This is a genomic window from Agrobacterium sp. MA01 (genome assembly GCF_009650195.1).
In the GTDB taxonomy this organism is placed as follows: Bacteria; Pseudomonadota; Alphaproteobacteria; order Rhizobiales; family Rhizobiaceae; genus Allorhizobium.
Genome location: NZ_CP045854.1, coordinates 3,714,413 through 3,737,500, shown reverse-complemented (window position 1 = coordinate 3,737,500; position 23,088 = coordinate 3,714,413). Strand labels below are relative to the sequence as shown.

At 58.9% G+C, this 23,088-nt stretch carries 14 protein-coding genes, 1 tRNA gene, 2 rRNA genes and 6 pseudogenes (1 of these 23 running past the window's edge); 19 read left to right on the top strand and 4 right to left on the bottom strand.

From position 1 onward, the window contains the following. The 3 genes from GH983_RS17865 to GH983_RS17855 form a co-directional block, all read left to right on the top strand. A 23S ribosomal RNA gene (locus tag GH983_RS17865) occupies nt 1–1,020 on the top strand; it begins 1,779 nt to the left of the window's first position. A gap of 117 nt (nt 1,021–1,137) precedes the next feature. Then, a 5S ribosomal RNA gene (gene rrf, locus GH983_RS17860) occupies nt 1,138–1,252 on the top strand. Nucleotides 1,253–1,429: 177 nt separating this feature from the next. Further along, nucleotides 1,430–1,506: transfer RNA gene (locus tag GH983_RS17855), tRNA-Met, on the top strand. 167 nt (nt 1,507–1,673) lie between these two features. On the opposite strand, the pseudogene GH983_RS24240 reads toward GH983_RS17855, so the two are convergent. Beyond that, nucleotides 1,674–1,859 (bottom strand): annotated as a pseudogene (locus GH983_RS24240) (transposase); the annotation flags it as partial. A 383-nt stretch (nt 1,860–2,242) separates the two neighbouring features. Between GH983_RS24240 and GH983_RS17845 the strand changes: the two are divergent. Both GH983_RS17845 and GH983_RS17840 read left to right on the top strand, forming a co-directional pair. Further along, on the top strand, nt 2,243–3,214 hold the full coding sequence (locus GH983_RS17845; protein ID WP_305765077.1) for an NAD(P)H-binding protein: 972 nt from the start codon (nt 2,243–2,245) through the stop codon (nt 3,212–3,214). A 130-nt stretch (nt 3,215–3,344) separates the two neighbouring features. Further along, nucleotides 3,345–4,274 (top strand): alpha/beta fold hydrolase, encoded by a 930-nt coding sequence (locus GH983_RS17840; RefSeq protein WP_210251760.1) that lies wholly within the window; start codon nt 3,345–3,347, stop codon nt 4,272–4,274. A 173-nt stretch (nt 4,275–4,447) separates the two neighbouring features. On the opposite strand, the pseudogene GH983_RS17835 reads toward GH983_RS17840, so the two are convergent. Next, nucleotides 4,448–4,724 (bottom strand): annotated as a pseudogene (locus GH983_RS17835) (recombinase family protein); the annotation flags it as partial. Nucleotides 4,725–5,028: 304 nt separating this feature from the next. On the opposite strand from GH983_RS17835, the pseudogene GH983_RS17830 reads away from it, so the two are divergent. The 3 pseudogenes from GH983_RS17830 to GH983_RS17820 all read left to right on the top strand — a co-directional run. Next, nucleotides 5,029–5,748: pseudogene (locus GH983_RS17830) on the top strand (BID domain-containing protein); the annotation flags it as partial. Further along, nucleotides 5,748–6,473: pseudogene (locus GH983_RS17825) on the top strand (ATP-binding cassette domain-containing protein). The pseudogenes GH983_RS17830 and GH983_RS17825, both read left to right, overlap by 1 nt. Next, nucleotides 6,470–7,154, top strand: a pseudogene (locus GH983_RS17820) (ABC transporter ATP-binding protein). The pseudogenes GH983_RS17825 and GH983_RS17820 overlap by 4 nt, the downstream one beginning before the upstream one ends. A gap of 200 nt (nt 7,155–7,354) precedes the next feature. Here GH983_RS17820 and GH983_RS17815 read toward each other — a convergent pair. Next, nucleotides 7,355–7,789 carry an Lrp/AsnC family transcriptional regulator gene (locus tag GH983_RS17815; RefSeq protein ID WP_153763129.1) on the bottom strand — a complete coding sequence of 145 codons (435 nt, stop codon included), beginning with the start codon at nt 7,787–7,789 and terminating at the stop codon, nt 7,355–7,357. Nucleotides 7,790–7,915: 126 nt separating this feature from the next. Between GH983_RS17815 and GH983_RS17810 the strand changes: the two genes are divergently transcribed. Continuing rightward, nucleotides 7,916–10,966 carry an aminotransferase class III-fold pyridoxal phosphate-dependent enzyme gene (locus tag GH983_RS17810; protein WP_153763128.1) on the top strand — a complete coding sequence of 1,017 codons (3,051 nt, stop codon included), beginning with the start codon at nt 7,916–7,918 and terminating at the stop codon, nt 10,964–10,966. Nucleotides 10,967–11,062: 96 nt separating this feature from the next. Beyond that, a complete protein-coding gene (locus tag GH983_RS17805) occupies nt 11,063–12,070 on the top strand; it encodes an amino acid ABC transporter substrate-binding protein (protein WP_153763127.1) in 1,008 nt (335 codons plus the stop codon). A 431-nt stretch (nt 12,071–12,501) separates the two neighbouring features. Here the strand turns inward: GH983_RS17805 and GH983_RS17800 are convergent. After that, nucleotides 12,502–12,858, bottom strand: a pseudogene (locus tag GH983_RS17800) (IS3 family transposase); the annotation flags it as partial. 561 nt (nt 12,859–13,419) lie between these two features. Between GH983_RS17800 and GH983_RS17795 the strand changes: the two are divergent. From GH983_RS17795 to GH983_RS17755, 9 genes are all read left to right on the top strand, one after another. Then, complete coding sequence (locus GH983_RS17795; protein WP_083229641.1) at nt 13,420–14,937, top strand: ABC transporter substrate-binding protein; 1,518 nt, start codon at nt 13,420–13,422, stop codon at nt 14,935–14,937. Nucleotides 14,938–14,999: 62 nt separating this feature from the next. Next, on the top strand, nt 15,000–15,941 hold the full coding sequence (locus GH983_RS17790; RefSeq protein WP_069042967.1) for an ABC transporter permease: 942 nt from the start codon (nt 15,000–15,002) through the stop codon (nt 15,939–15,941). 13 nt (nt 15,942–15,954) lie between these two features. After that, nucleotides 15,955–16,812 (top strand): ABC transporter permease, encoded by an 858-nt coding sequence (locus GH983_RS17785; protein WP_069042968.1) that lies wholly within the window; start codon nt 15,955–15,957, stop codon nt 16,810–16,812. Nucleotides 16,813–16,814: 2 nt separating this feature from the next. After that, a complete protein-coding gene (locus GH983_RS17780) occupies nt 16,815–17,921 on the top strand; it encodes an amidohydrolase/deacetylase family metallohydrolase (RefSeq protein ID WP_069042969.1) in 1,107 nt (368 codons plus the stop codon). Next, on the top strand, nt 17,918–18,916 hold the full coding sequence (locus GH983_RS17775; protein WP_069042970.1) for an ABC transporter ATP-binding protein: 999 nt from the start codon (nt 17,918–17,920) through the stop codon (nt 18,914–18,916). The genes GH983_RS17780 and GH983_RS17775 overlap by 4 nt, the downstream gene beginning before the upstream one ends. Then, nucleotides 18,909–19,865: an ABC transporter ATP-binding protein gene (locus GH983_RS17770; protein ID WP_069042971.1), complete on the top strand. Its 957-nt coding sequence runs from the start codon at nt 18,909–18,911 to the stop codon at nt 19,863–19,865. The genes GH983_RS17775 and GH983_RS17770 overlap by 8 nt, the downstream gene beginning before the upstream one ends. Beyond that, a complete protein-coding gene (locus GH983_RS17765; RefSeq protein ID WP_153763126.1) occupies nt 19,862–20,347 on the top strand; it encodes a RidA family protein in 486 nt (161 codons plus the stop codon). Before GH983_RS17770 ends, GH983_RS17765 begins: the two co-directional genes overlap by 4 nt. Nucleotides 20,348–20,365: 18 nt before the next feature. Next, nucleotides 20,366–21,589, top strand: a complete 1,224-nt coding sequence (locus GH983_RS17760; protein WP_153763125.1) for an aminotransferase class V-fold PLP-dependent enzyme — start codon at nt 20,366–20,368, stop codon at nt 21,587–21,589. Between the two features lie 62 nt (nt 21,590–21,651). Further along, nucleotides 21,652–22,425, top strand: coding sequence for an IclR family transcriptional regulator (locus GH983_RS17755; RefSeq protein WP_083229642.1), 774 nt, complete (start codon nt 21,652–21,654; stop codon nt 22,423–22,425). The last annotated feature ends 663 nt before the right edge of the window (nt 22,426–23,088 follow it).

Genomic DNA, 23,088 nt, shown 5'->3' with positions numbered 1-23,088 from the left:
GAGGTGCAAGCTTTGAATCGAAGCCCCAGTAAACGGCGGCCGTAACTATAACGGTCCTAAGGTAGCGAAATTCCTTGTCGGGTAAGTTCCGACCTGCACGAATGGCGTAACGACTTCCCCGCTGTCTCCAACATAGACTCAGTGAAATTGAATTCCCCGTGAAGATGCGGGGTTCCTGCGGTCAGACGGAAAGACCCCGTGCACCTTTACTATAGCTTTACACTGGCATTCGTGTCGGCATGTGTAGGATAGGTGGTAGGCTTTGAAGCAGGGACGCCAGTTTCTGTGGAGCCATCCTTGAAATACCACCCTTATCGTCATGGATGTCTAACCGCGGTCCGTCATCCGGATCCGGGACAGTGTATGGTGGGTAGTTTGACTGGGGCGGTCGCCTCCGAAAGAGTAACGGAGGCGCGCGATGGTGGGCTCAGACCGGTCGGAAATCGGTCGTCGAGTGCAATGGCATAAGCCCGCCTGACTGCGAGACTGACAAGTCGAGCAGAGACGAAAGTCGGTCATAGTGATCCGGTGGTCCCGTGTGGAAGGGCCATCGCTCAACGGATAAAAGGTACGCCGGGGATAACAGGCTGATGACCCCCAAGAGTCCATATCGACGGGGTTGTTTGGCACCTCGATGTCGGCTCATCGCATCCTGGGGCTGGAGCAGGTCCCAAGGGTTTGGCTGTTCGCCAATTAAAGCGGTACGTGAGCTGGGTTCAGAACGTCGTGAGACAGTTCGGTCCCTATCTGCCGTGGGTGTAGGAATATTGACAGGATCTGTCCCTAGTACGAGAGGACCGGGATGGACATATCTCTGGTGGACCTGTTGTCCTGCCAAGGGCATAGCAGGGTAGCTATATATGGAAGGGATAACCGCTGAAGGCATCTAAGCGGGAAACCCACCTGAAAACGAGTATTCCCTATCAGAGCCGTGGAAGACGACCACGTTGATAGGACGGGTGTGGAAGTGCAGTAATGCATGAAGCTTACCGTTACTAATAGCTCGATTGGCTTGATCGTTCTCATTGACCATGCTCATCGGCCCGGACAAAACCGGGCGATGATGCCAAATACGTGTTCAAAAAGACAAACAGGTAATCCCTGTGCCAGCTTCTCAACAACATTGCCCTTAGCCGACCTGGTGGTCATGGCGGGGTGGCTGCACCCGTTCCCATTCCGAACACGGCCGTGAAACGCCCCAGCGCCAATGGTACTTCGTCTCAAGACGCGGGAGAGTAGGTCGCTGCCAGGTCTGCTAAAGGCAATGTTGTCAGGTTTTGTAAAAGCAAATACCTCACGTTTTGCTCACCGCAGAACCACAATCTTCTCAACACACAATCGGCCCAAGCCGAAAACATCGGGCCGCATAAAGCGGCCCTTTTTGCTTGGTAAGAACTCTCAAGCGCAACAATCATAGTTGCGCTCTTGGCGCGGGGTGGAGCAGCCCGGTAGCTCGTCAGGCTCATAACCTGAAGGCCGCAGGTTCAAATCCTGCCCCCGCAACCAATCAGAATTGCAAATTATCCCTCGGGGGATAACATCTTCAAAAGCTCCTCGGCATAAAACTCGAGGAGCTTTTTGCGTTTGATCGAGAAGACGTCGAGCAAGTGACTTGTGACCTGAGATCCAATTTCCCTCCAGTTTCAGGAGAATCTTGGGCTTATAATCTGGCCTCATGCGGCGTGGTTTTCCATAGCCATTTTTATTGCGAATTCACTGGGGGTGATATCGCCGAACGACGAGTGCGGTCTGTTTGTGTTGTAATCCTCCTTCCATGCGGTAAGGTCGGCGCTGGCTTGAGCAAGCTACGAGAACAGGGTCTCGTTGAGGCACTCGTCGCGGAAACTGCCGTTGAAGCTTCGACGAAGCTGTCTGCATCGGCTTGGTACAGGTCACCTGCCGACTGCCTGAAGGGCCCGTCTTGTTGATCTCCTGACATCCTACTCTTGCGCCCTTTAATCTCCCGGCGGACATGCTGACTAGCCGGCGACGATCAGGCGTTTTGCGGCGCTTGAAAATCAGCAAAGGTCGTTGCAAACAAGAGTTGCGGTTTCGTCGGGTCGTTGTTCGCTTTTGGAAGACCGGCAATTACTTCGCGGGCTTTCGTGAGAAGCGCGCCTAAAACGGGGCTTGGCGGTATACTGCGCATACTGCAGCCTTAAGCGATGGGGATACTGTGACGGGCACTGGTACTTCGGTGATGCCGGGCCGTTCCGGCCTGCAAGCCTCCAAGCGTGTCTGCCTGCTGGGCGCCACCGGTACGATCGGTCGGGCGACATCTGCGGCACTTGTGCGGCGGGGATATGAGGTGGTCTGTTTGGTCCGGCCGCCCGCTGGTTCCAGTGGAGCGAGGGTGCCAACGACACTCTCTCGAGTAATGGAGGGTGTCTCTGTCCGGTTCGTGGATGTTTCCGATCCCGTATCACTGGATCGCGACGGGTTTTCCGGCTCCAGATTCGATGCTGTGATCTCGTGCATGGCCTCGCGCACCGGCGCGCCGAAAGATGCCTGGGCCATCGACCACCGCGCGCAGCTGAACGTTCTGGAAGCGGCACAGCGTGCAGGCGTTGATCACTTCGTCCTTTTGTCTGCAATCTGCGTGCAAAAGCCGCTCCTCGCCTTTCAACGCGCCAAGCTGGCGTTTGAGGCAGCCCTGCTGGCATCCGGTCTTCGCTATTCCATCGTGCGCCCGACCGCTTTCTTTAAATCCTTGTCCGGCCAGATCGAACGCGTCCGCAATGGTCGCCCCTTTCTGATCTTCGGAGACGGCACACTGACCTCCTGCAAGCCCATCAGCGATGGCGATCTGGGCTGCTATCTTGTCGACTGCCTGGAAGATGCACGCCTCTGGAACTGCATCTCGCCGATCGGTGGGCCGGGTGAGGCGATCACACCACGCCAGCAGGGCGAAAATCTCTTTGAACTCCTCGGGCGCCAGCCGAGGTTCCAATCGGTTCCAATCGCCTTGCTCGACGGCATTATCGGTGGCCTCGCAACCCTTGGCCTGATCGCACCGTCCCTGCGCGAGAAGGCGGAACTGGCACGGATCGGCCGCTACTACGCAACCGAATCCATGCTTGTGCTCGATCCGCAGACAGGGCGGTACGATGCGGATGCCACGCCCTCGACGGGGACCGAGACTTTAATCGACTTCTACCGCTCTGTCGTGGCCGGCGGTGTCTTGCCTGAGAGGGGAGACCACGCCGTCTTTTAGGTTTCTGTGAGGCCTGAAGGATTAGCGGTCTGAGAACGCAGGGTTCCATTGCCACTTAGTGCCTGGCCGGCGGTGGGTTGAGGCGATCTTAAGGCATGATGGGGTGCAGGACATGGCCAGAAGAGGGAAGATGATGATGACGATATTTGCCTGGGTGGCCGGGTTCACTGTCCTTGGGATCATCGCCATGGCGGTCTGGCTTTATGAACCCGACAAACAGCGTGCCGCGTTGGAAGAAATCTATGCAGGCGAATATCGCATTATCGACGGAGTTCGTCTGCGGCTGCGCGATACCGGCCCGTCGGACGGCCAGGCCGTTGTCATGCTCCACGGTTTTGGCGCCAGCCTGGATACCTGGGAGGATTGGGCAAAGGCCTTGTCGACACGTTACCGGGTTGTTCGCTTCGACTTGCCGGGATTTGGGCTGACCGGGCCAGATCCGACAGGCGACTATACCGACGCTCGCACCATAAAGATCCTGGGCGACCTGATGGACCAGCTGGATGTGGACCGCGCCAGCCTGATCGGCAATTCCCTGGGCGGACGCATTGCCTGGAACTTTGCCGCCATGCATCCGGATCGGGTGATCAATCTCATCCTGATCTCTCCCGATGGTTTCGCCAGCCCCGGCTTTGACTATGACAAGCAATCAGAGACGCCGCTGATCATGCGTGCTTTGCCCTACACGGCACCGCGCAGCATGTTGAAGGCTAATCTGGCAGCGGCATACGGAAACCCGGACGTCCTGAGCGAGGCAAGCGTCACCCGCTACCACGACATGATGCTGGCACCTGGTGTGCGTCCAGCAATCCTCGCACGCATGAGCCAGGTGATCCTGCGCGAACCCGGTCCAACGCTCGCCCGCATACAGGCCCCAACGCTGCTTCTCTGGGGTGAGAAAGACGGCATGATCCCGATCAGCAATGCGGATGATTATCTGCAAGACCTGCCAAATGCCACGCTGGTGCGCCTACCGGGACTCGGTCATTTGCCCTTTGCGGAAGATCCGGTTCAGTCGCTTCTCCCGTTGGAGCGCTTCCTGTCAGGCAAGGCGCCATAGGGCCTCCATTAGGGCAGGGGTACAAACTCTGGATGACGTAGGGACACAACCCCACAATTTGGCCGTTTCAAGGACGCTTCACATCTGTGGTCGGCGGGTGGTTTCAGTGATCGAGCAGAGAAGCTGGGGTATTTGAACCGTTTGCAGGCCGCCGAGCTGGTGTCGATCGGCTATTCCGTCGCCTTCAGCGTTACCCCTTTTTGCTTGAGCAGCCGTACGATTTCCTGCATCCCCAACTGACCGCGCAAGCCGATCGACCCGCGTCACGACCAGGCTGTCGCCGTCGCGCATGAATTCCAGAAGCGTGTTAAGCTCCTTCCTATCCTGCTTGGTCGATCCGGATTTCTTTTCCTCCCGGATGACCGTGCACCCCGCCGCTTTCAGAGCCGCCTCTTGAATCGCCAGATACTGATCGATGGTGCTGACCCGCGCATACCCGTAAATCGCCATGAAGCGTCTCATTAGCTTCTAGACCTTCTTTGGGTAGCGTCTCATAACTGCAGAATCAAACCAAATGATACACTGATTTACGTCTCACGGAGATTGTCTCAGCAGGTATACCCCAAACGAAGCTGTGGCTTCATTTTGCGGAGGGTTCGGTCGTTGACCACCGATGCGCGTAGAATAGAGGGGACAGAGACGTGCCCAATCGAAAAGCTGCGTGATACGTGCACGGTGCGAGAGAGAATGTGTTGCGAAGCTTATAAACTTAGTGTCATCTCTTCATGAGATGAAGCGGGTTGATTGGTGGGGGGATTACCACCTGACCTATGTCGCGATGACGCGCCAAAGGGAGGATCTGTATCTCTATTTCGGGTGCCGCTCCTTCGAGATGAGTGGTGGGCTGACGAAGATCCTGTCGCGGCAAAAGGCGAAGGAGACAACCCTCGACTACGAGCGCGGCACGCTCTACCGCGACGCGCTTCACTTTGCCGAAAACCGAGGCCTACACATCGTTCACGTGGCGCGAACGCTGCTGCGAGACCGCCTCGACTGGACGCTGCGCCAGAAGAAAAAGCTCACGGATCTCGCCAACCGCCTTCGCGCGCTCGGTGAATGGCTCGGCTTGCGGCAATCCCCGCTAGCCCAATCAGCCAAGGAGTCGGAACCCATGGTCGCCGGCGTAACCCGGTTCGAGAATTCCGTCGCAGATACGGTCAGCGAGAGGCTCGACGCTGATCCGGCCTTGAAGAAGCAATGGGAGGAGGTTTCGATCCGGTTCCGCTATGTGTTCGCCGATCCCGAAACCGCCTTCCGGGCGATGAACTCTGACGCCGTGCTGGCGGATAAGGACATGGCGCGGCAGTTACTTCAGAAGCCTAAGACCGAACCGGCATCGATCGGGCCGCTGAAGGATAAGACCGGCATTCTTGCCAGCGAAACGGAGCGCGACGCGCGACGCGTCGCCGAGGTCAATGTGCCCGCCCTGAAGCGTGACCTCGAACGCTATCTGCAGATGCGAGAGAGCGTTACCTGCGCATCGGCTTTGCCCGCGAGGGCGGCCGCGTGCTGGAGGCGGTCAAGGGCGTCGCCTTCCGCGTCGGCCGGGAAAAACTCGGCATCGTCGGGGAGAGCTGTTCGGGCAAGAGCCTGTCCAGCCGGGCGCTGATGGGCGTTCTGCCCCCTCACGCGCGGGTTTCGGCCGATGCCATGTCCTTTGCCGGCATCGATCTTCTCTGGGCTTCGCCGGCAATTGCGCGGCGGCCGCATGGGCATGATCCTACAGGACCCGAAATTCTCGCTGAACCCGGCCTTGCGTGTCTGCCAGCAGATCGCAGAGGCAATCCGGCTCGGCGACTGCACGATGCCCCGCGCCGCCGTGCGTCGGAATGTTCTGGAGGTGCTGGAGGCGGTGCATATCCGTTCTCCCGAGCGCGTCTTCGATCTCTATCCGCAAGAACTTTCCGGCTACATGGACCAGCGCGTGATGATCGCCATGATGGTGGTGCGCGAGCCGGAGCTGCTGATCGCCGACGAGCCGACCTCCGCCCTCGACGTCGCCCTGCAGGCGCAGGTTCTGGAGATCATGGACGAACTGGTGCGCAGGCGTGGCATGGGGCTCATCCTCATTAGCCACTATCTCAACCTCGCCTCGCGCTTACGCGCGGGTTGCTGGCCTGCCTTCCCGCCATTGACGGGCCGCTGACGCCGCAGCCGACCTTTGTGCGCGAAGCGAGCTGGAGCGAGGCCGGCATATGATCCGCATCGAAAACCTCACCGTGTGCTTCGGCAGCGCCATCGCCGTCCGCTACCTTAGTCTCTCGGTGGCGCCGGGCGAGAGTTTTGGCCTCGTCGGCGAAAGCGGCTCGGGACAATCCACCGTGCTGCGCACCCTCATGGGCCTTAACCGCGGCTGGACGGGCACAGTCAGCCTCGGCGGCATCGGCCTGCGCAAGGGGCGGCGAGCGGAGCTGGTCCGCCTTGCGCAGATGGTGTTCCAAAACCCTTATGCCTCGCTCCACCCGCGCTATACGATCGGCTAGGCTCATCGCTGAGCCGATGCGCATCAACCGCCTGCCGGATCCCGACGGCCGCACGGTCGAACTGCTAGAGATGATCGGTCTGACGGCGGCGCACCGCTTCCGCTTGACGCACGAGCTTTCGGGCGGCCAGAGCCAGCGTGTGGCGATTGCCCGCGCGCCTTCGCTGTCGCCGCGCCTTCTCCTGCTCGATGAGCCGACTTCGGCGCTCAATGTTTTCGTACAGGCGAAAATCCTCAACCTGCTCAATCGGTTGCGACGGGAACTAGACCTTACCTTCGTTATCGTCAGCCACGATCTCGCGGTAATTTCCTATATGTGCGACCGGCTGATGGTGATGCAGAACGCCTCGTCCGTGGAAACACTGACCGGCGAACAGTTGCGCGCCGGGGACATGTAAGCCGACTATACCCGTACGCTCTTCCTGGCGAGCCATCGTCGATTGAAGGTCGCTCAACTGGGCGATGAGTTCTGAACCCCAAGCTCAAGCGCCGGACGCTGGAGTTTCCGAGCCGTGATCACGATGACTTGCTGGTTCCGCGCCTCGATCGTCTCACGGCCATCAGCACTAGCGGATGGCACTCAAACGTATAGCCTATTTTAGCTCCGTTCTATCTCTCGCCGTAGTACAATCAAGCTCGTCAAGTCATCTACACTATCCATCGCTGAGACTTCGTTCCGCAGTTCGTTCAGTGCGTTGATGGATCCGACCTCAACCTCCACGACGAGGTCGAGCTGGCCGCTGACCGAAGACACCTTGCGCACGGCCGCGTAGCCGGCTAGCCGGTCCAGCACGCCGAGCGAGGGCGTGCGCTTCAGCGTCACCAGCAGGAAGGCCTGGATCTGGCCGTCGTCGAGCTGGCCGATATCGGCGCGGTAGCCCCGAATTATACCCGCCTTTTCCAGTCGCGTGACGCGCTCCGTCGTCGCACTGCGGGACAGCCCTATGCGACCGGCAAGCGATTTCATCGGGATGCGCGCTTCCTTGGTGAGGATGCTGAGGATAATCCGGTCGATGCTGTCCGTGCCCTGCATAATGCTCCTCTCAGCCACGCCGACAAGATGACGGTTATTGCATACACAGTGCTGGCGCAACCGGCATAATGCCGGGTGCGCCAAAGGGCCGTTCATGCAAATCTTCGTATCGAGAAGAGGATTGCCATGAACGACATACTGAAGACGACCCCGGATTTTTCCCTCGACGCCGCAGCCGGCCTGCTCAAGGAGCATTATGGTCTTGCCGGCAAGCTCTCGCCGCTCGCGAGCGAGCGCGACCAGAATTTCAAGGTGGAATCGACCGAGGGGACCTTCATCCTGAAGATCGTCAATGCCGCCGAGCCGGCGGTGGAGAGCGATTTCCAGACAGCACTCCTCGCCCATATCGGCACCCACGCCGGCGATCTGCCGGTGCCGCATATCCGCCCGACGCTGTCAGGCGAAAGCTTGGCCTTCATCACCAGCACTCACGGCGCCGCGCACCGCCTCCGCCTCGTCAGCTGGGTCGAGGGCGTGCCGCTCGCCGAGACGGGCCGCAGCGAAGCCGCGCTCGAATCCCTCGGCCGCATGCTCGGTCGCTTAGACGCCGCCCTGAAGGGCTTCATGCATCCCGGCGCGTTGCGCGATCTCGACTGGGACATCCGCACTGCCGCCCGCTCGGCGGGCCGCCTTTCGCATGTAGCAAATGCCGAAGACCGCGCCCTCGTCGAACGCTTCCTCAAGCGCTTCGCCACCGTCGCGCCGCGCCTTTCGACGTTGCGGGCCGCCGTCATCCACAATGACGCCAACGATTGGAACGTGCTGGTCGATGCCGCCAACCACGACCGCATCTCCGGCCTGATCGATTTCGGCGATGCGCTGCACACGCCCGTTATCGCGGAAGTGGCGATCGCCGCCGCCTATGCCGGTCTCGATCATGCCGACCCGATCGGCGCCACCGCCGCCATCATCAGGGGCTTCCATGCCGAGTATCCGCTGCTTGAAGAGGAAGTCGATCTCCTCTTCGACCTCATCTCGATGCGCCTCGTCACATCGGTGGCCATCTCCGCCTCGCGCCGTGTCCACACCGAGGACAATCCGTATCTCACGATCAGCGAGCGCCCGGCGTGGACGCTGCTGCGCAAGCTCGACCGCATGAACCCGCGCTTCGCCACTGCCATCCTGCGCAAGGCCTGCGGCTTCGAGGCCGTGCCCGGCGCCCGCGCGGTCATCGACTGGATCGAGACGAACCGCAAGTCGCTAGCGCCCCTCCTCGAAAAGCCCGCGGCGACCTATCCCGCCGCGCTCGTGCCCTATGCGGACCCCGCCCATCCGATGACGATCGCCTCCGCCGCCGAGCGGCCGGACGAGGCGCAAGCGATCTGGGAAGCCTATTGCCGCGAGATCGGCGTCGAGCTCGGCATCGGCCCCTTCGCCGAGGAACGTACCGTCTATGCCGGCGAGATGTTCGTCTCCCGCTTCATCGAAGGCGCGCGCCGCACGCACCATCTCGGCTTCGATCTCTTCCAGGCCGCCGGCACTAGGGTCTTCACGCCGCTTGCCGCGACCGTCGTCAGCGTCGAGGTCGAGAGGGATCCACTCGGTTATGGCTGCCTGATCGCACTGCGCCACGAGCCCGAGGGCTGCCCGCCCTTCATCTCGCTGTGGGGCCATCTCGCCCATGAAGCCGTCAACCGCCTGAAGGCCGGCGACCGGTTGGAAGCTGGCGCGCTGGTCGGCGAAATGGGCGCGCCGAAGGAAAACGGCGGTTGGGCGCCTCATCTCCACCTGCAGATCTCCACCGACACTACGCTCTCGGCCACCGAAATCCTTGGCGTCGGCGAGCCGCGCTATCTCGACGTCTGGACGGAACTCTTCCCCGATGCCCGCACCTTCGCCGGCATCGCGAAGGAATTGTTCAAACGCCAGGGCCGCTCGCATGAGGAGATCGTCAAGATGCGGCGCGATCTGCTCCTGCCGAACCTCTCGATCTCCTACGACAAGCCAATCAAGTTCGTGCGCGGCGAAGGCGTCTGGCTGATCGATGACAGCGGCCGGGCCTATCTCGACTGCTTCAACAATGTCTGCCACATCGGCCATGCCCATCCGGCCGTAGTGGAGGCGATGGCCAGGCAGGCGGCGACGCTCAACACCAACACGCGCTACCTGCACGATAACATTGTCGCCTATGCCGAGCGACTCACGGCGACGCTGCCGAAGGAGCTGACGGTCGCCGGCTTCGTCAACAGCGGCTCGGAAGCCAACAGCCTGGCGTTGCGCATGATGCGCGCCCATACCGGCCGCGAAAACGCCATCACGCTCGACTGGTCCTATCACGGCACGACGCAGGAGCTGATCGACATCAGCCCCTACAAGTTCCGCCGCAAGGGCGGCAAGGGCCCCAAGCCGCATGTCCATATCGCTGCCGTGCCGGACAGTTATCGTGCTCCGTCAGACTGGCCGATCGAGGAGCACGGCAAGCGCTTTGCCGAAAGCGTCGCCGAACAAATCGCCGTCATGAAGGCCAAGGGCGAGGGGCCGGGCTTCTTTCTCGCCGAATCCATCCCGAGCGTCGCGGGCCAGGTCTTCCTGCCGGAGGGTTATCTCAAAGAGGTTTACCGGCTGGTGCGCGAGGCGGGCGGCGTCTGCATCGCCGATGAGGTTCAGGTCGGCTTCGGCCGCGTCGGGAGCCATTGGTGGGCTTTCGAAACGCAGGGCGTCGTGCCCGACATCGTCACCATGGGCAAGCCGATCGGCGACGGCCATCCGCTCGCCGCCGTCGTCACGACCCGCGAAGTCACCGACAGCTTCAACAACGGCATGGAATATTTCAATACCTTCGGCGGCAACCCGGTCTCCTGCGCCGTCGGCCTTGCCGTGCTCGATGTCATCGAGGGCCAGGACCTGCGCGGCAATGCGCTTGCCGTCGGCAATTACCTGATGGACGCCTTCCGCGACATGCAGAAGCGCTACCAGGCAATCGGTGACGTGCGCGGCCTCGGCCTTTTCATCGGCATCGAGCTTGTCACGGACCGCAAGACCAAGGCGCCCGCCACCGAATTCGCCCGCGCCGTATCCAACGGTGCGCGCTGCCGCGGCGTCTTGATGGGCACCGAAGGGCCGCATGACAACGTGCTGAAGATGCGCCCGCCGATGATCTTCTCCAGGCGCGACGCCGATCATCTGATAGCCGTGCTTGAGGAAACCTTCGCCGGCGTAGAGAAGACGCTCGGCTAACGCCCAGACATCATTCTTTCAAAACCTGTCAGCTGGGGCGCTTTCCCCCGGCCGGGAAGACGCATGCCAAAAGGATCAATCAAGGAGGAGAACACCATGAAGACTACAATACTGGCCCTCGCGGCCGCAGCCTTTGCCGCCGGCACGGCCTATGCCGGCACGGTCGATGTCATCAAGGAGCGCGGCGAGGTGCGCTGCGGCGTCAGCCAGGGCGTGCTCGGCTTTTCCGGGCCGGACAAGAAGGGCGTCTGGGGCGGTTTCGACGTCGATTTCTGCCGGGCGGTCGCTGCGGTCACACTCGGTAACCCGGACAAGGTGGCCTATGTGCCGCTTTCCACAAAGGACCGCTTCACGGCGCTGCAATCGGGCGAAGTTGACCTTCTCTCGCGCCAGACGACCTGGACGCTCTCGCGCGACACCGATCTCGGCATGAGCTTCGTCGGCGTCAACTACTATGACGGCCAGGCCTTCATGGTGAACAAGGAGGTCGGCGTGAAGAGCGTCAAGGAGCTCTCCGGCGCCTCCGTCTGCACGGAAACCGGCACGACGACCGAGCAGAACATGGCCGACTATTTCAGCGCCAACAAGATGGAGTACGAGGTCATCGCCTTCGAAAAGCCGGACCAGACGATCCAGGCCTTCAACACCGGCCGATGCGACGTCTATTCGACGGATGCTTCCGCGCTCTACGCCCAGCGCCTGACGCTCAACGATCCCGACCGTTTCGTGGTGCTGCCCGAGGTCATCTCCAAGGAGCCGCTCGGCCCGGCCGTGCGCCAGGGCGACGACCAGTGGTTCAAGATCGTACGCTGGACGCTGTTTGCGCTGATCGAAGCCGAGGAAATGGGCATCACCAAGGAGAATGCGGCTTCCCTCGCCGAGAGCGGCACCGTCGCGCAGAAGCGTTTCCTCGGCATCGAGAGCGAGGCCGGCAAGACGTTGGGGCTTGATTCGAAATGGGCCTATCAGGCGATTTCTGCCGTCGGCAATTACGGCGAAATCTTCGAACGCCACCTCGGCAAGGACAGCCTGCTCAAGATTGATCGCGGCCTCAATCGCCTGTGGAATGACGGCGGCCTGATGTACGCCCCGCCCGCTCGCTGACGTAGACTGGGCAGCTACCGCGGGATGTTTACCGCGGTAGCTGGCTATGTCTCGCAGGCAACCTTGCAGGTTCAAAATTACCTTTTGGATATTCCGACCCGACACCCGTCGAAGACACGAGTGGGCTAGGGAATGATTGTGAGGGAGTGACCCCGCTGAGGCAGCGCATCGACTACGCCATGCGCGCCACCGGTCTGAGTCATCGCAATGAGCCTTGTCTCCTCCGCGGAAGGCGATCCAGCTCGCCTCCCGAGCAGATTCGAAATAATTTAGGCCTATCGAGAACTTAGCTCAATTTAGAAAGTTGAACCGATTCGTTAGCTGATTTGTTTTCGGTGTTAATGGTGACGTTAAGTTTCACCGAGCCGTCTCGCGACGTCTTTCCTGGTTTCCTCTCCTGAATAGCCCTGAGTTTCGTAGACACCCTCGGGTTAGATTTTCTGTTGCTTCTCGAATTCGACGGGCGACAGTATTCCGTTTCTGACGTGCTTGCGTTTGGGATTGTAGAACATTTCGATGTAGTCGAACTCGTCCTGGTGAGCTTCATCGCGTGAACGGTAGACCTTGCGGCGTATCCGCTCCCGCTTCAGAAGATTGAAGAAGCTTTCAGCCATCGCATTGTCATGGCAGTTGCCGCGTCGGCTCATCGAGTGAACCCGATTGTGGTGCTTGAGGAACGATGCCTAGTCCATGCTGGTGAACTGCGAGCCTTTATCCGAGTGGACCAACACCTGATCCTTCGGCTTGCGTCACCACACCGCCATGAGCAGCGCCGGCAGCACGACGTCGGTGGTTTGACAGCCGGAAAACTCTAGTTCCCGGCGGTCCAAGGTTTGGTCCCAGAGCAAGCCGCTTGGCAGCAGAGGTCTCGCGCCAGTTGGTAAACGAGCGTTCGCCTTCTTCGGTCAAAGAGATAGCATAGATGCCTAGGCGGAAGGGTATATCGGTTCGGCTTTGTGCGATCCCAATGCCGTTGCTAGCCATAAACTCAATCTGCCGCTGGGAAAAAGCGTCTGCGCCGAAGGCCGAATGAAAGTCGGCGTGGAGCGTGTCGCCAAGGCATCCTTTCATCATCCACACGTGTTGAACGTGTCTCCGGCATAGGAAAGGCGCCACAGTTCCTGCGCGCCTGACAACTCCATCATGCACTCGCCGCCTGCCGTAACTTCCATGAAACTTCCTTATAAGGGAATGTAGATTGCAATTATGGCATCTTATTGCGCCAGTCTTTGAGTTTCAAGACGTGAAAATTTTCAGAAGGTCATCGAGAACGCTGGAAATACGCTATTGACTGCTATGTAAAATAATGCCGAAATAAGGTGGTATGTTCCACTATTAGGGAGGCTCTCGTGCGAACACTCAAGTTTATCGCGGCTACTACGCTGTTGGTGGGGACAGCCATATCAAGTCCAGCCGTTTCTCAAACCAAGCTCGACATTGCCATCATTGGTGAACCGCAGTCACTCGATCCGATGATGTCCACCCAAGACGTGGTCAGCATTGTTACGCAGCACTTCATCGAGACGCTTTACACATTCGACAGCAACTGGAACATCGCTCCACTCCTCGCTGAAGCACTGCCGGAAATCTCGAACGAGGGAAAAACCTATCGGATCAAGCTTCGCGATGGCATCATCTTCCATGACGCATCTGGGATGGATAGCGCCGATGTGGTTGCCTCTTTGGAGCGTTGGAAGGCCCAATCGACCCGAGGCAAGGGGGTGGCAGAACGTATCGCGGCGATCACGGCTATCGACCCATTGACCGTTGAGATTTCGCTAACGGAACCTTATGCGCCTCTTCTGTCGTTGTTGGCATTTTCGAATTCTGCTGCCGCCGTCTACCCCCAGGAAGTTCTTGGCGAGACACTGAGTGCCATCGTCGGGACAGGGCCCTACCGCGTTGTCGAGCATAAGCCTGATCAATACATCCAACTGGCTCGGTTTGATGGCTACAAGCCACGCAGCGAGCCTGCCGACGGTACGGCGGGTGCCAGAGCCGCTTTGGCCGATGAACTCCGCTTCGTACCTGTTCCTGATGCCAACACCCGTGTCGAGGGGTTGTTGTCGGGTCAATTCGACTATGCCGACGGACTTCCCGTCGAAGCCTACGACCGAATTGCCACGAGTAACGCGGCGGAGCCTGTTTTGCTTGATGGCTTCGGCTGGCCTGTCTGGGCAGTCAATCACAAGGCGGGCTTGCTGACTGACCGCGACATCCGGAAGGCTTTGCAAGCGGCTTTGCCTTTCGAAGACATGATGTTTGCGGCTTTCGGTGACGACAAGTTCTTTGCCACCGAGGCGTCCATGTATCCTGAAGGTTGGCCTTGGTCAGTTTCGAACGGTACGGAGCTCTACAATGTCAATGATCCAGCGAAAGCCGGCGAATTTCTGAAGGCTGCTGGCTATGACGGAACCCCTCTGCGCATCCTGACTTCACGCCAATACGAGTTCCATTTTAAAATGGCGGAAGTTGCCAAGGTCGCACTGGAGGCAGCCGGTTTTACCGTGCAGATGGATGTGGTTGACTGGGCCACTCTCGGGCAGCAGCGTAATGACCCGACAGCGTGGGACATCTACATCACGCATTCGCCGTTTCTCCCCGAACCAGCGCTGACCGATCTTTACTTCGCTACGTCCCGGCTCGGCTGGGCGAATGCGGAGAAAGATGCCGTCCTTGCCGCCTTTACTGCGGAAACCGATCCGACCAAGAGGTTGGAGCTTTTCGGAAAGCTGCAAGGGCATCTGATGGAGGATGTCGGTTTCATCAAGACTGGCAGCTTCGCCGCCCTGCAAGGTCAACGGAAGGGTCTCACGGGCGTCAATCTCTCGCCTTGGCCCTCCTTCTGGAATGCCGCCAAACCCTAAGGGTTGTGAACTATCGCGGGTCAGTTTTCTGGCCCGCTCCTCCCTCTTGAAAGGTCCCTATAATGTGGCGGTATGTCCTCGAACGGCTAGCCGGTCTGGTCGTTGTCGTCTTCTTTGTTCTGACGATCGCTTTCGTGATTGTCAGGCTCGCACCCGGTGATCCAGCAGCGCTTCTGCTTGGGCCTGATGCGACAGCCGCTGATGCCGCATCATTGCGAGAACGTCTGGGATTGGACCGCCCGATCTTCATCCAGTATCTGTCCTTTCTCGCAGGTGTTGTGACGGGCGATCTTGGACAATCGATCTTTTTCAACCAGCCGGTTACCCAAGTTCTGGCCGAACGGGCGGAGCCGACTGTGTTCCTTGCACTCTTTTCGCTCCTCTTTGCAGTCATGATTGCCGCACCGATTGGGATCTATGCCGCCTACCGGCGCGGATCACTACTGGATCAGGGCGCTGTTTCACTGGCGATGCTTGCGGCCTCCATTCCCTCCTTTTGGACTGGCCTCTTGTTCCAGCGCTATCTCGCCACGGATTTGGGATGGTTTCCATCGTCCGGCTACGGTGGTCCGGATGCTGTTTTTCTGGAGCGGATGCAGCATCTCCTTTTGCCCTCCTTGGTCCTCGGAATTGTGAATTCTGCGCTGATCCTCCGTTTCACACGCGCCTCCATGCTGGATGTGCTGGGCGAGGACTACATCCGGACTGCGCGGTCCAAGGGTATGGGGGAGCGCCGCGTCATCCTGCGCCACGCGCTGAAGAACGCGGCTATTCCCATCGTCACTGTCGTTGGTCTTACCTTCGCCTTGCTGGTGTCGGGTGCAGTGGTAACCGAGCGAGTATTCAACTTACCCGGTATGGGAAATCTTGTCGTGAACTCAGTGCTGAGGCGCGATTATCCTGTCATCCAAGGCACGCTGATTGTGGTTGCTACACTTTATGTCGTCATCAACCTTGTCGTCGATCTGCTCTACGCCGTTATCGACCGGCGTGTGAAATATTGAAAGGTCTCGAGAGATGGCAGGCAGCAGTATCGCCACCACACCCGGCTTCACTCGGCTTCTATTCGCGCGACGCAGCGTTCTTGTCGCATTCCTTTTGTTCCTGACAGTCGTCGCCTTGTGTCTCTTGGCGCCAATGATTTCCCCTGCAGATCCAATGAAGATGTCAGTCCGGGCGCGATTGACCCCGCCATCAGAAGTCTTTCTTCTGGGCGCTGATGCCTACGGTCGCGATGTGTTGTCACGCTTGTTGCATGCGGGGCAGACCTCACTTCTGATCGGACTCGGGGTGGCAATCCTGTCAACTTTGATCGGCGTTACGCTGGGGCTGTTGGCCGGCTTTGTGAGGCCACTGGATACCGCGCTGTCCAGGCTCGTCGATGCCATGATGGCCTTCCCGGACATCCTGCTTGCAATCGCGCTCGTGTCTATCTTCGGCGGGTCAGTCTTCAATGTGATGCTTGCGCTGTCCATCGTCTATGCGCCGCGGTTCGCACGCATCAGCCGCGCATCGACCTTGGTTATCCGTGAACTGCCGTTTGTGGAGGCAGCACGGTCGCTTGGTTCAAGCTCCGGCTACATCATCCGCAATCATGTACTGCGCAATATCGTCTCACCGGTCATTGTACAGGCTACCTTCATATTCGCGTACGCGATGCTGGCAGAAGCGGGATTGTCGTTCCTTGGTGTCGGGGTTGACCCGTCGATTCCGACCTGGGGCACGATGATCAATGAGGGACGGCAATACATCGATGCGGCTGCCTTCCTGATCCTGTTCCCCGGCCTCGCCATTTCGATCTCTGTCTTGTCACTTCAGATCACCGGCGACGGGTTGCGTGACGCGCTTGACCCCAAAATTTCCAAGGAGCTTTAACGATGGCACTGACATTGACCAACTTTTGTTCCGTTGCGATGCCTCAAGCGCAGGCAATCTATGTCGGTGACGATGGGCGGTTGTTGGACGGACCCGCACATGGTGCGCAGGCAATCGATTGTGGCGGACAGTTCCTGTCTCCGGGTTGGTGCGATCTACATGTGCATGTCTGGCATGGCGGCACCGACATCTCGGTCCGCGCCGAACAGGCCGGTCGCGCCTACGGCGTAACAGCGATGGCGGATGCCGGATCGGCTGGCGAGGCTAATTTCCTCGGTTTGCGCGAGTACATTATCGACCCGGCCGCTGAAACCATTCGGGCTTTCCTCAATATCGGGTCTATCGGGCTTGTTGCCTGCAACCGTGTGTCAGAGTTGATCGATATGCGCTCAATCGATGTGGATCGGACCCTTGCAGTGATCGAAGCCAATCGAGACGTGATCTGCGGTGTGAAGGTACGCGCATCTGGTGTCATCGTAGGGGCTTGGGGTATCACGCCTGCCAAGATTGCCAAGCGCATCGCCGAAATGAGCAATCTGCCGCTGATGGTCCATGTGGGCGAGCCACCGCCCCTCATTGATGAGATCTTCGATATCCTGACCCCGGGTGACATCGTCACCCATTGCTTCAACGGCAAGAAGGCGGGGTCAATTCGCGATACGGCCGCCATTTTCCAGCAGGCTCTTCGCCTGTCGGACCAGGGCGTACGGATGGATATCGGCCATGGGCAAGCGTCGTTTTGCTTCGCGACCGCCCGTTCGGCGATTGGCGATGGGTTGAAGCCGTGGTCGATTTCGACCGACCTGCATCTACGAAATATTGATGACGCGGTTAAAGACCTGGCCACCACTGCCTCGAAGCTGATGGCCGTTGGCCTATCGTTCGAGGATACCATCACCGCCATCACCAGCCATCCCCGCGAGACAATGGGCCTTAAACCGGTGCCTGAGGTTGGGCATCGGGCTGATTTCACACTCTTCCGAGTGAACGAAACGGCTCATGATGTGGTCGATAGTCTGGGAAATCACGCCATATTGAACAGGATGCTGGAACCCGTTGCTACCTTGATCGGGAAAGACTGGCAACCCGCCGGCCGGAGGGGGGTATGACTACCCTGCTGTCTGTGGAAAACCTCAGTGTTGGCTTCAAAGGACATGGCGGGACAGTCACCGCCTTACGGAATGTGTCGTTCAAGGTGGCTACCGGCAAAACTCTTGCTCTTGTTGGCGAAAGCGGATCGGGCAAGTCGGTATCATCGCTCGCCATCATGGGGCTTCTCGCATCGAACGCTCGGATCCTTGGTGGCAATATTCGTTTTTCGGCGCGAGACGGTCACGACATCGACTTGCTGAATGCAAAGCCGGGGCTGCGCCGTAGCCTTCGCGGCGCGGATATGGCGATGATCTTCCAAGAGCCCATGTCCTCGCTCAATCCGCTTTTCACAGTGGGTGACCAAATCGGTGAAATGGTGCTTGTCCACGAAGGGCTCGATCTCCCCGCTCGTCGTCGTCGCGTAATCGAGATGCTGGAGCTGGTGGAAATTCCGGCAGCCTCCACTCGGCTGGACCAGTATCCTCACGAGATGTCCGGGGGAATGCGCCAGCGCGTGATGATTGCGCTGGCGCTGATCTGTCGTCCACGTCTGCTAATCGCTGACGAACCGACCACCGCCTTAGACGTAACCGTGCAGGCGCAGATCCTGGATCTGATGCGGCGTTTGCAAACGGAAATGGGCATGTCGATCCTGTTTATAACCCACGATCTGGGCGTTGTAGCGGAAATCGCCGACAATGTGGCCGTGATGTATGCCGGCTCGATTGTAGAGGCAGGTGATGTCGGACCGTTATTCGATATGCCAGCTCACCCATATACGCGTGGTCTGATGGCCTCGATTCCTCGCCCAGGTCGAAAACCGGGTACGAAGCTAGTCCCAATTCCTGGTGTCGTCCCAGCGTTGTCCGCTCTTCCATCGGGCTGTGCCTTCGCACCGCGATGCGGCCTTGCAGATGCTGATTGTTCTGCGCCTGTCAGTCTGCGTAACCTCGACTTGGGTACTCAGGTCGCCTGCCATCATCCACAACTGAGGGAGCAGGCTCATGTCTGATGCCTTTCTCCGTCTGCGCGGTCTGAGCAAGAGCTTTCCGACAGTCCGGGGCCAAGTTCATGCGGTCACGGATGTCAATCTGGATATTCCACGCGGATCTATCACCGGATTGGTTGGGGAGAGCGGCTCAGGCAAGACCACACTTGGTCGAGCTCTTTTGCGCCTCACCGAGCCCACCGCCGGACAGACCTTCTTGGAAGGCACAGACATCAACACGCTTGATGCAAGGGCCATGCGCGGACTTCGCAAGCGAATGCAACTTATCTTCCAGGATCCTGTTTCCTCGCTCAATCCCCGGCTCAAGGTAGGACAAATTGTAGCTGAAGGACTGATCGCCCATCGATTGGGCACAGCTTCCGAACGGCGCGCCAAGGTGGCTGATCTTCTCTGCGAAGTTGGACTTTCACCCGAAGCCGCCGATCGCTATCCTCATGAGTTTTCAGGAGGTCAGCGTCAGCGTATCGGCATCGCTCGTGCACTCGCTTTGGACCCTGAGTTCATTGTGGCGGACGAGTGCGTATCGGCACTTGATGTGTCTATCCAGGCGCAGGTGCTGAACCTGCTGATGGAGCTACGTGAACGGCGCGGCCTCACTATGTTGTTCATCGCCCATGACCTGTCTGTAGTGGAATACCTTTGTGACCAGATCGCGGTAATGTATCTCGGGCGGGTCGTTGAGGTGGGGCCGGCAGCGCAGGTTTATCACGAACCTCGACATCCCTATACCCGCGCCTTGATTTCGGCCATCCCAAGCCCTGATCCCGGCCACAGAAAAGCCCGCGAAATTCTGCCCGGTGATATCCCCAGTCCGCTAGATCCACCGTCAGGCTGCGTGTTTCGCACACGGTGCAGACTTGCAGAACCCGACTGCGCCATTGCTTTCCCGGCCCCTGTTCTGGTCGGGAATAAGCACACCGCGCACTGCATCAAGACGAAGGACATTGCATGAACGTGGAACAGACCCAGCCAACCCCAGAGGCGCGACTGAAATCGCTGGGGCTGCTGCTGCCCCAGGCCGCTCCGGCACCAATTGGTGCTTTTCGCAATCTGCGTATCGACCGTGGGACAGTTTACGTGTCGGGCCAAGGCCCGGTGCGACCAGACGGTACTTTGATAAGAGGGCGAGTTGGTGACGAGATCACAGCACAAGACGCAACTGACCATGCCCGTCTCGTCGGACTAAATATGCTCGCTGTGCTACGCGATGAATTCGGCACGCTCGACCGCATTGCCGGTGTGGTAAAGCTGGTCGGGTTCGTTAATGCCGTCCCCGGCTTCGAACGACATCCAGAAGTGATCGATGGCGCATCTCGTCTGATGCATGATGTCTTTGGCGAAGGCGGTATCCATGCGCGGTCGTCGCTGGGCGTCGCATCGCTGCCGAACAATATTCCTGTCGAGATCGAAGGCATCTTCGAGCTTAAGCCCTGACTGCGGAAGGACGAGATCATGCCGCTTCAACATACAATTCAAGACAATTCCGACTGGGCGTGGCACGACGCAAACAGATTGAGCCGCGTTATCAACGTGAACGGTACCATGACATCGCTTGGTGCCAGTCGCGCGCATCCCGAGGTTGCTCATGCGACGGCTCAAGCCATGGGTCACTTTCTGCGCATTCACGAGATGCAGGCAAGGGCCAGTGAAACCATTTCCGCTCTCACGGGGGCAGAAGCTGGCTGTCTAACCGCGTCAGCAAGTGCGGGCATCACGTTTGCAGTAGCAGGATGCATGACCGGACTTGACCCAGTTCGCGCAGAGGCCTTGCCCCGTAACCCTGGTCCCAGATCGGAAATCTTGGTTCAGGCCGGGCATCTCTGCGGCTATGGTGCCCCGGTGTCTACGGCCATTGAACTCGCCGGAGCAACAGTCAAAAGCATCGGGCAGTCAACCTTGGCCATGGACCATCAATTGCGTGGTGGCGTCAGCCCAATGACGGCTGCGGGACTTTATGTCGTATCCCACCATGTGGTTCACTATGGCCAGATCCCATTCGCCCGATTTGTTGAAATCTGTCATTCCGCAGGGATACCGGTGATTGTTGATGCGGCGTCCGAGTATGACCTGCAGGGTTTCATCGCTGCTGGGGCCGATCTTGCAGTCTATTCTGCTCACAAATTCATGGGCGGCCCGACCGCCGGCATCATTGCTGGCCGTCGCGATCTCGTGCGTGCAGCATACCTTCAAAACATCGGTATTGGCCGCGGTATGAAGATTGGCAAGGAAAGCATGGCAGGTGCCATTTGCGCGATGGAGATGTGGATGGCTCGTGACCACGCCGCTGCTCGCTCCGCTGAACGTTCTGCGCTGGAGATGTGGATGTCTCAGTTTGCCGGCATCCCCGGCATACTGCCTCGCATTGTGTCCGATCCAACCGGCAATCCGCTTGACCGGCTACAGATCGACGTGGATGCGGAAGTCGCGGGCTCGACTGCAGCTGCGATCGCGCTCCATTTAGGCCGCCTGGATCCAGCGATTGTCGTACGCAATCATGAAGTGGAGTTGGGCTACTTCCAGCTTGATCCCTGCAATCTGGCCCCTGGTGAAGCGGAAATCGTGGGCCGAACTCTTCGTGAAGTTCTATTGTCTGCCTCTTCAATTCCACACTCCGCCGATGATGCCGACGATGCACGCAACGGAGGGGTAGCTGCATACATGAGTTGGCTATCTTGACGCCAGGGGTTGCAATCGCGCCTAGCTCCCATAATAAGGGAGTAAAAGTTCAGGAGTGGAGCATGGAAGACACACCGCGTTCCCGCACAAGCGGAATCGATCGCAGCCTGCAAATTCTTGATTCACTCACGGAAACAAATCGTGAGATGAACGCCTACGAGCTTTGCAAGGCAATTGGTGCGCCGCAATCGACTGTGTACCGTCTGGTCGATGAACTTGTGGAACGAGGAATGTTGACCCGTAGAAGCGACGGCCAGATCTGGCTCGGGCCTCGGCTTATGCGCTATGGTCTTTGCTACCGTGCCTCGATGGATCTGTTTGCGGAAGCCCGTCGTGAGATGCGCCGGCTTTGTGAGGAAACGGGCGAAACGGTGCAACTGTGTTCGCGCGACGAAGGTATGATGACTGTGATTGCAATGGTGGAAGGCGAAGGGCACTTCCGCGTGACGTCGGACGTGGGGACTCGGGTCCCGCTGAACTGGACAGCATCGGGCCGCCTTCTGCTTGGGCATCTCGAAGAAGGCGAGCGTATCGCAGCTTTTGCAAGGTCGGCGCGGTCATCACCAACGGGTAGAGCTGAAACCGATCCGCTGGTTCTTGCCCGGCAGTCGTCAGAGGACTTTCAGCGCAGACTTGCCATCCAGATGGGGCAATCCGAATATGCGGTTGCTTGCATAGCCGCTCCTATCCGCGATGAGCAAGGAGCTTGCGCCGCTACCATCTCGATTGTCTTGGCGGATAGTCAAGCTGATGCTCGTGCGGATGAACTCGCGACAGCGGTCAAGAATGCTGCGCGTCGCATTGAACTTTCGATTGGCTTTGACCAACCGTCTTGAGCCTGCCGCCAATGATGTGACATCGCCCCCACAGTCTTTAAGAAGGCCGTGGTCACGGCCCGGATGTGACTCCGGGCATTTAGCCTGTCTGACGCCGAGCGGCTGACAGATGCCGTGCCACGAATTCTCGCCGGATTCTCACCCAATCTTCAGATTGAGTGACGCCTTACGGGCCGTCCGAGAGGTCCAGAAAGAGCTTCACCAACGCCGCATTGATGAAGTAGTCACTCTCGCCCGAGCAACGGTCGTGGCGGAAGTCTCAGCCACGGCTTCGAGCATATAGATGACCGAAGCCGCCCAGTCCCCTGTGTCCCGAACGGCCTGAAGGTGCCGATAATAGTCGGCCTTGTCGCGGGTGATGAAGCGCGGCAAGTACAGCACTTGGAAAGCCGTCCAGACGGTATTTCTTAACTCTCATCAGGTGTGGGCAGATATTGCGGGAAGGGGTTCTGTGGTGACCAGCAGCATGGGGGGGCTTTGAGCAAACCATCTTAGCAGGGCGAGGGAAGACATGTTTTGCAACGGCCCCCGATCATTCCGGTCGCCAGTGCCATCCCTTCGACCAACAATCACCTAAGCCTGTTCGGTTTCAATCGTGCAACCCGCGTCAGTCCGGGCCGTGTTGGCTGCCTTCAGCGTCCTGAAGTCCAAATCACCCAAGGC

Excerpts from the sequence above, each read along its gene's own strand:
- GH983_RS17840 (WP_210251760.1), top strand. The coding sequence starts at position 3,345 with ATGATGATGACGATATTTGCCTGGGTGGCCGGGTTCACTGTCCTTGGG.
- GH983_RS17815 (WP_153763129.1), bottom strand. The coding sequence starts at position 7,789 with ATGCAGGGCACGGACAGCATCGACCGGATTATCCTCAGCATCCTCACC.
- GH983_RS17810 (WP_153763128.1), top strand. The coding sequence starts at position 7,916 with ATGAACGACATACTGAAGACGACCCCGGATTTTTCCCTCGACGCCGCA.
- GH983_RS17805 (WP_153763127.1), top strand. The coding sequence starts at position 11,063 with ATGAAGACTACAATACTGGCCCTCGCGGCCGCAGCCTTTGCCGCCGGC.
- GH983_RS17790 (WP_069042967.1), top strand. The coding sequence starts at position 15,000 with ATGTGGCGGTATGTCCTCGAACGGCTAGCCGGTCTGGTCGTTGTCGTC.
- GH983_RS17785 (WP_069042968.1), top strand. The coding sequence starts at position 15,955 with ATGGCAGGCAGCAGTATCGCCACCACACCCGGCTTCACTCGGCTTCTA.
- GH983_RS17780 (WP_069042969.1), top strand. The coding sequence starts at position 16,815 with ATGGCACTGACATTGACCAACTTTTGTTCCGTTGCGATGCCTCAAGCG.
- GH983_RS17775 (WP_069042970.1), top strand. The coding sequence starts at position 17,918 with ATGACTACCCTGCTGTCTGTGGAAAACCTCAGTGTTGGCTTCAAAGGA.
- GH983_RS17770 (WP_069042971.1), top strand. The coding sequence starts at position 18,909 with ATGTCTGATGCCTTTCTCCGTCTGCGCGGTCTGAGCAAGAGCTTTCCG.
- GH983_RS17765 (WP_153763126.1), top strand. The coding sequence starts at position 19,862 with ATGAACGTGGAACAGACCCAGCCAACCCCAGAGGCGCGACTGAAATCG.
- GH983_RS17760 (WP_153763125.1), top strand. The coding sequence starts at position 20,366 with ATGCCGCTTCAACATACAATTCAAGACAATTCCGACTGGGCGTGGCAC.
- GH983_RS17755 (WP_083229642.1), top strand. The coding sequence starts at position 21,652 with ATGGAAGACACACCGCGTTCCCGCACAAGCGGAATCGATCGCAGCCTG.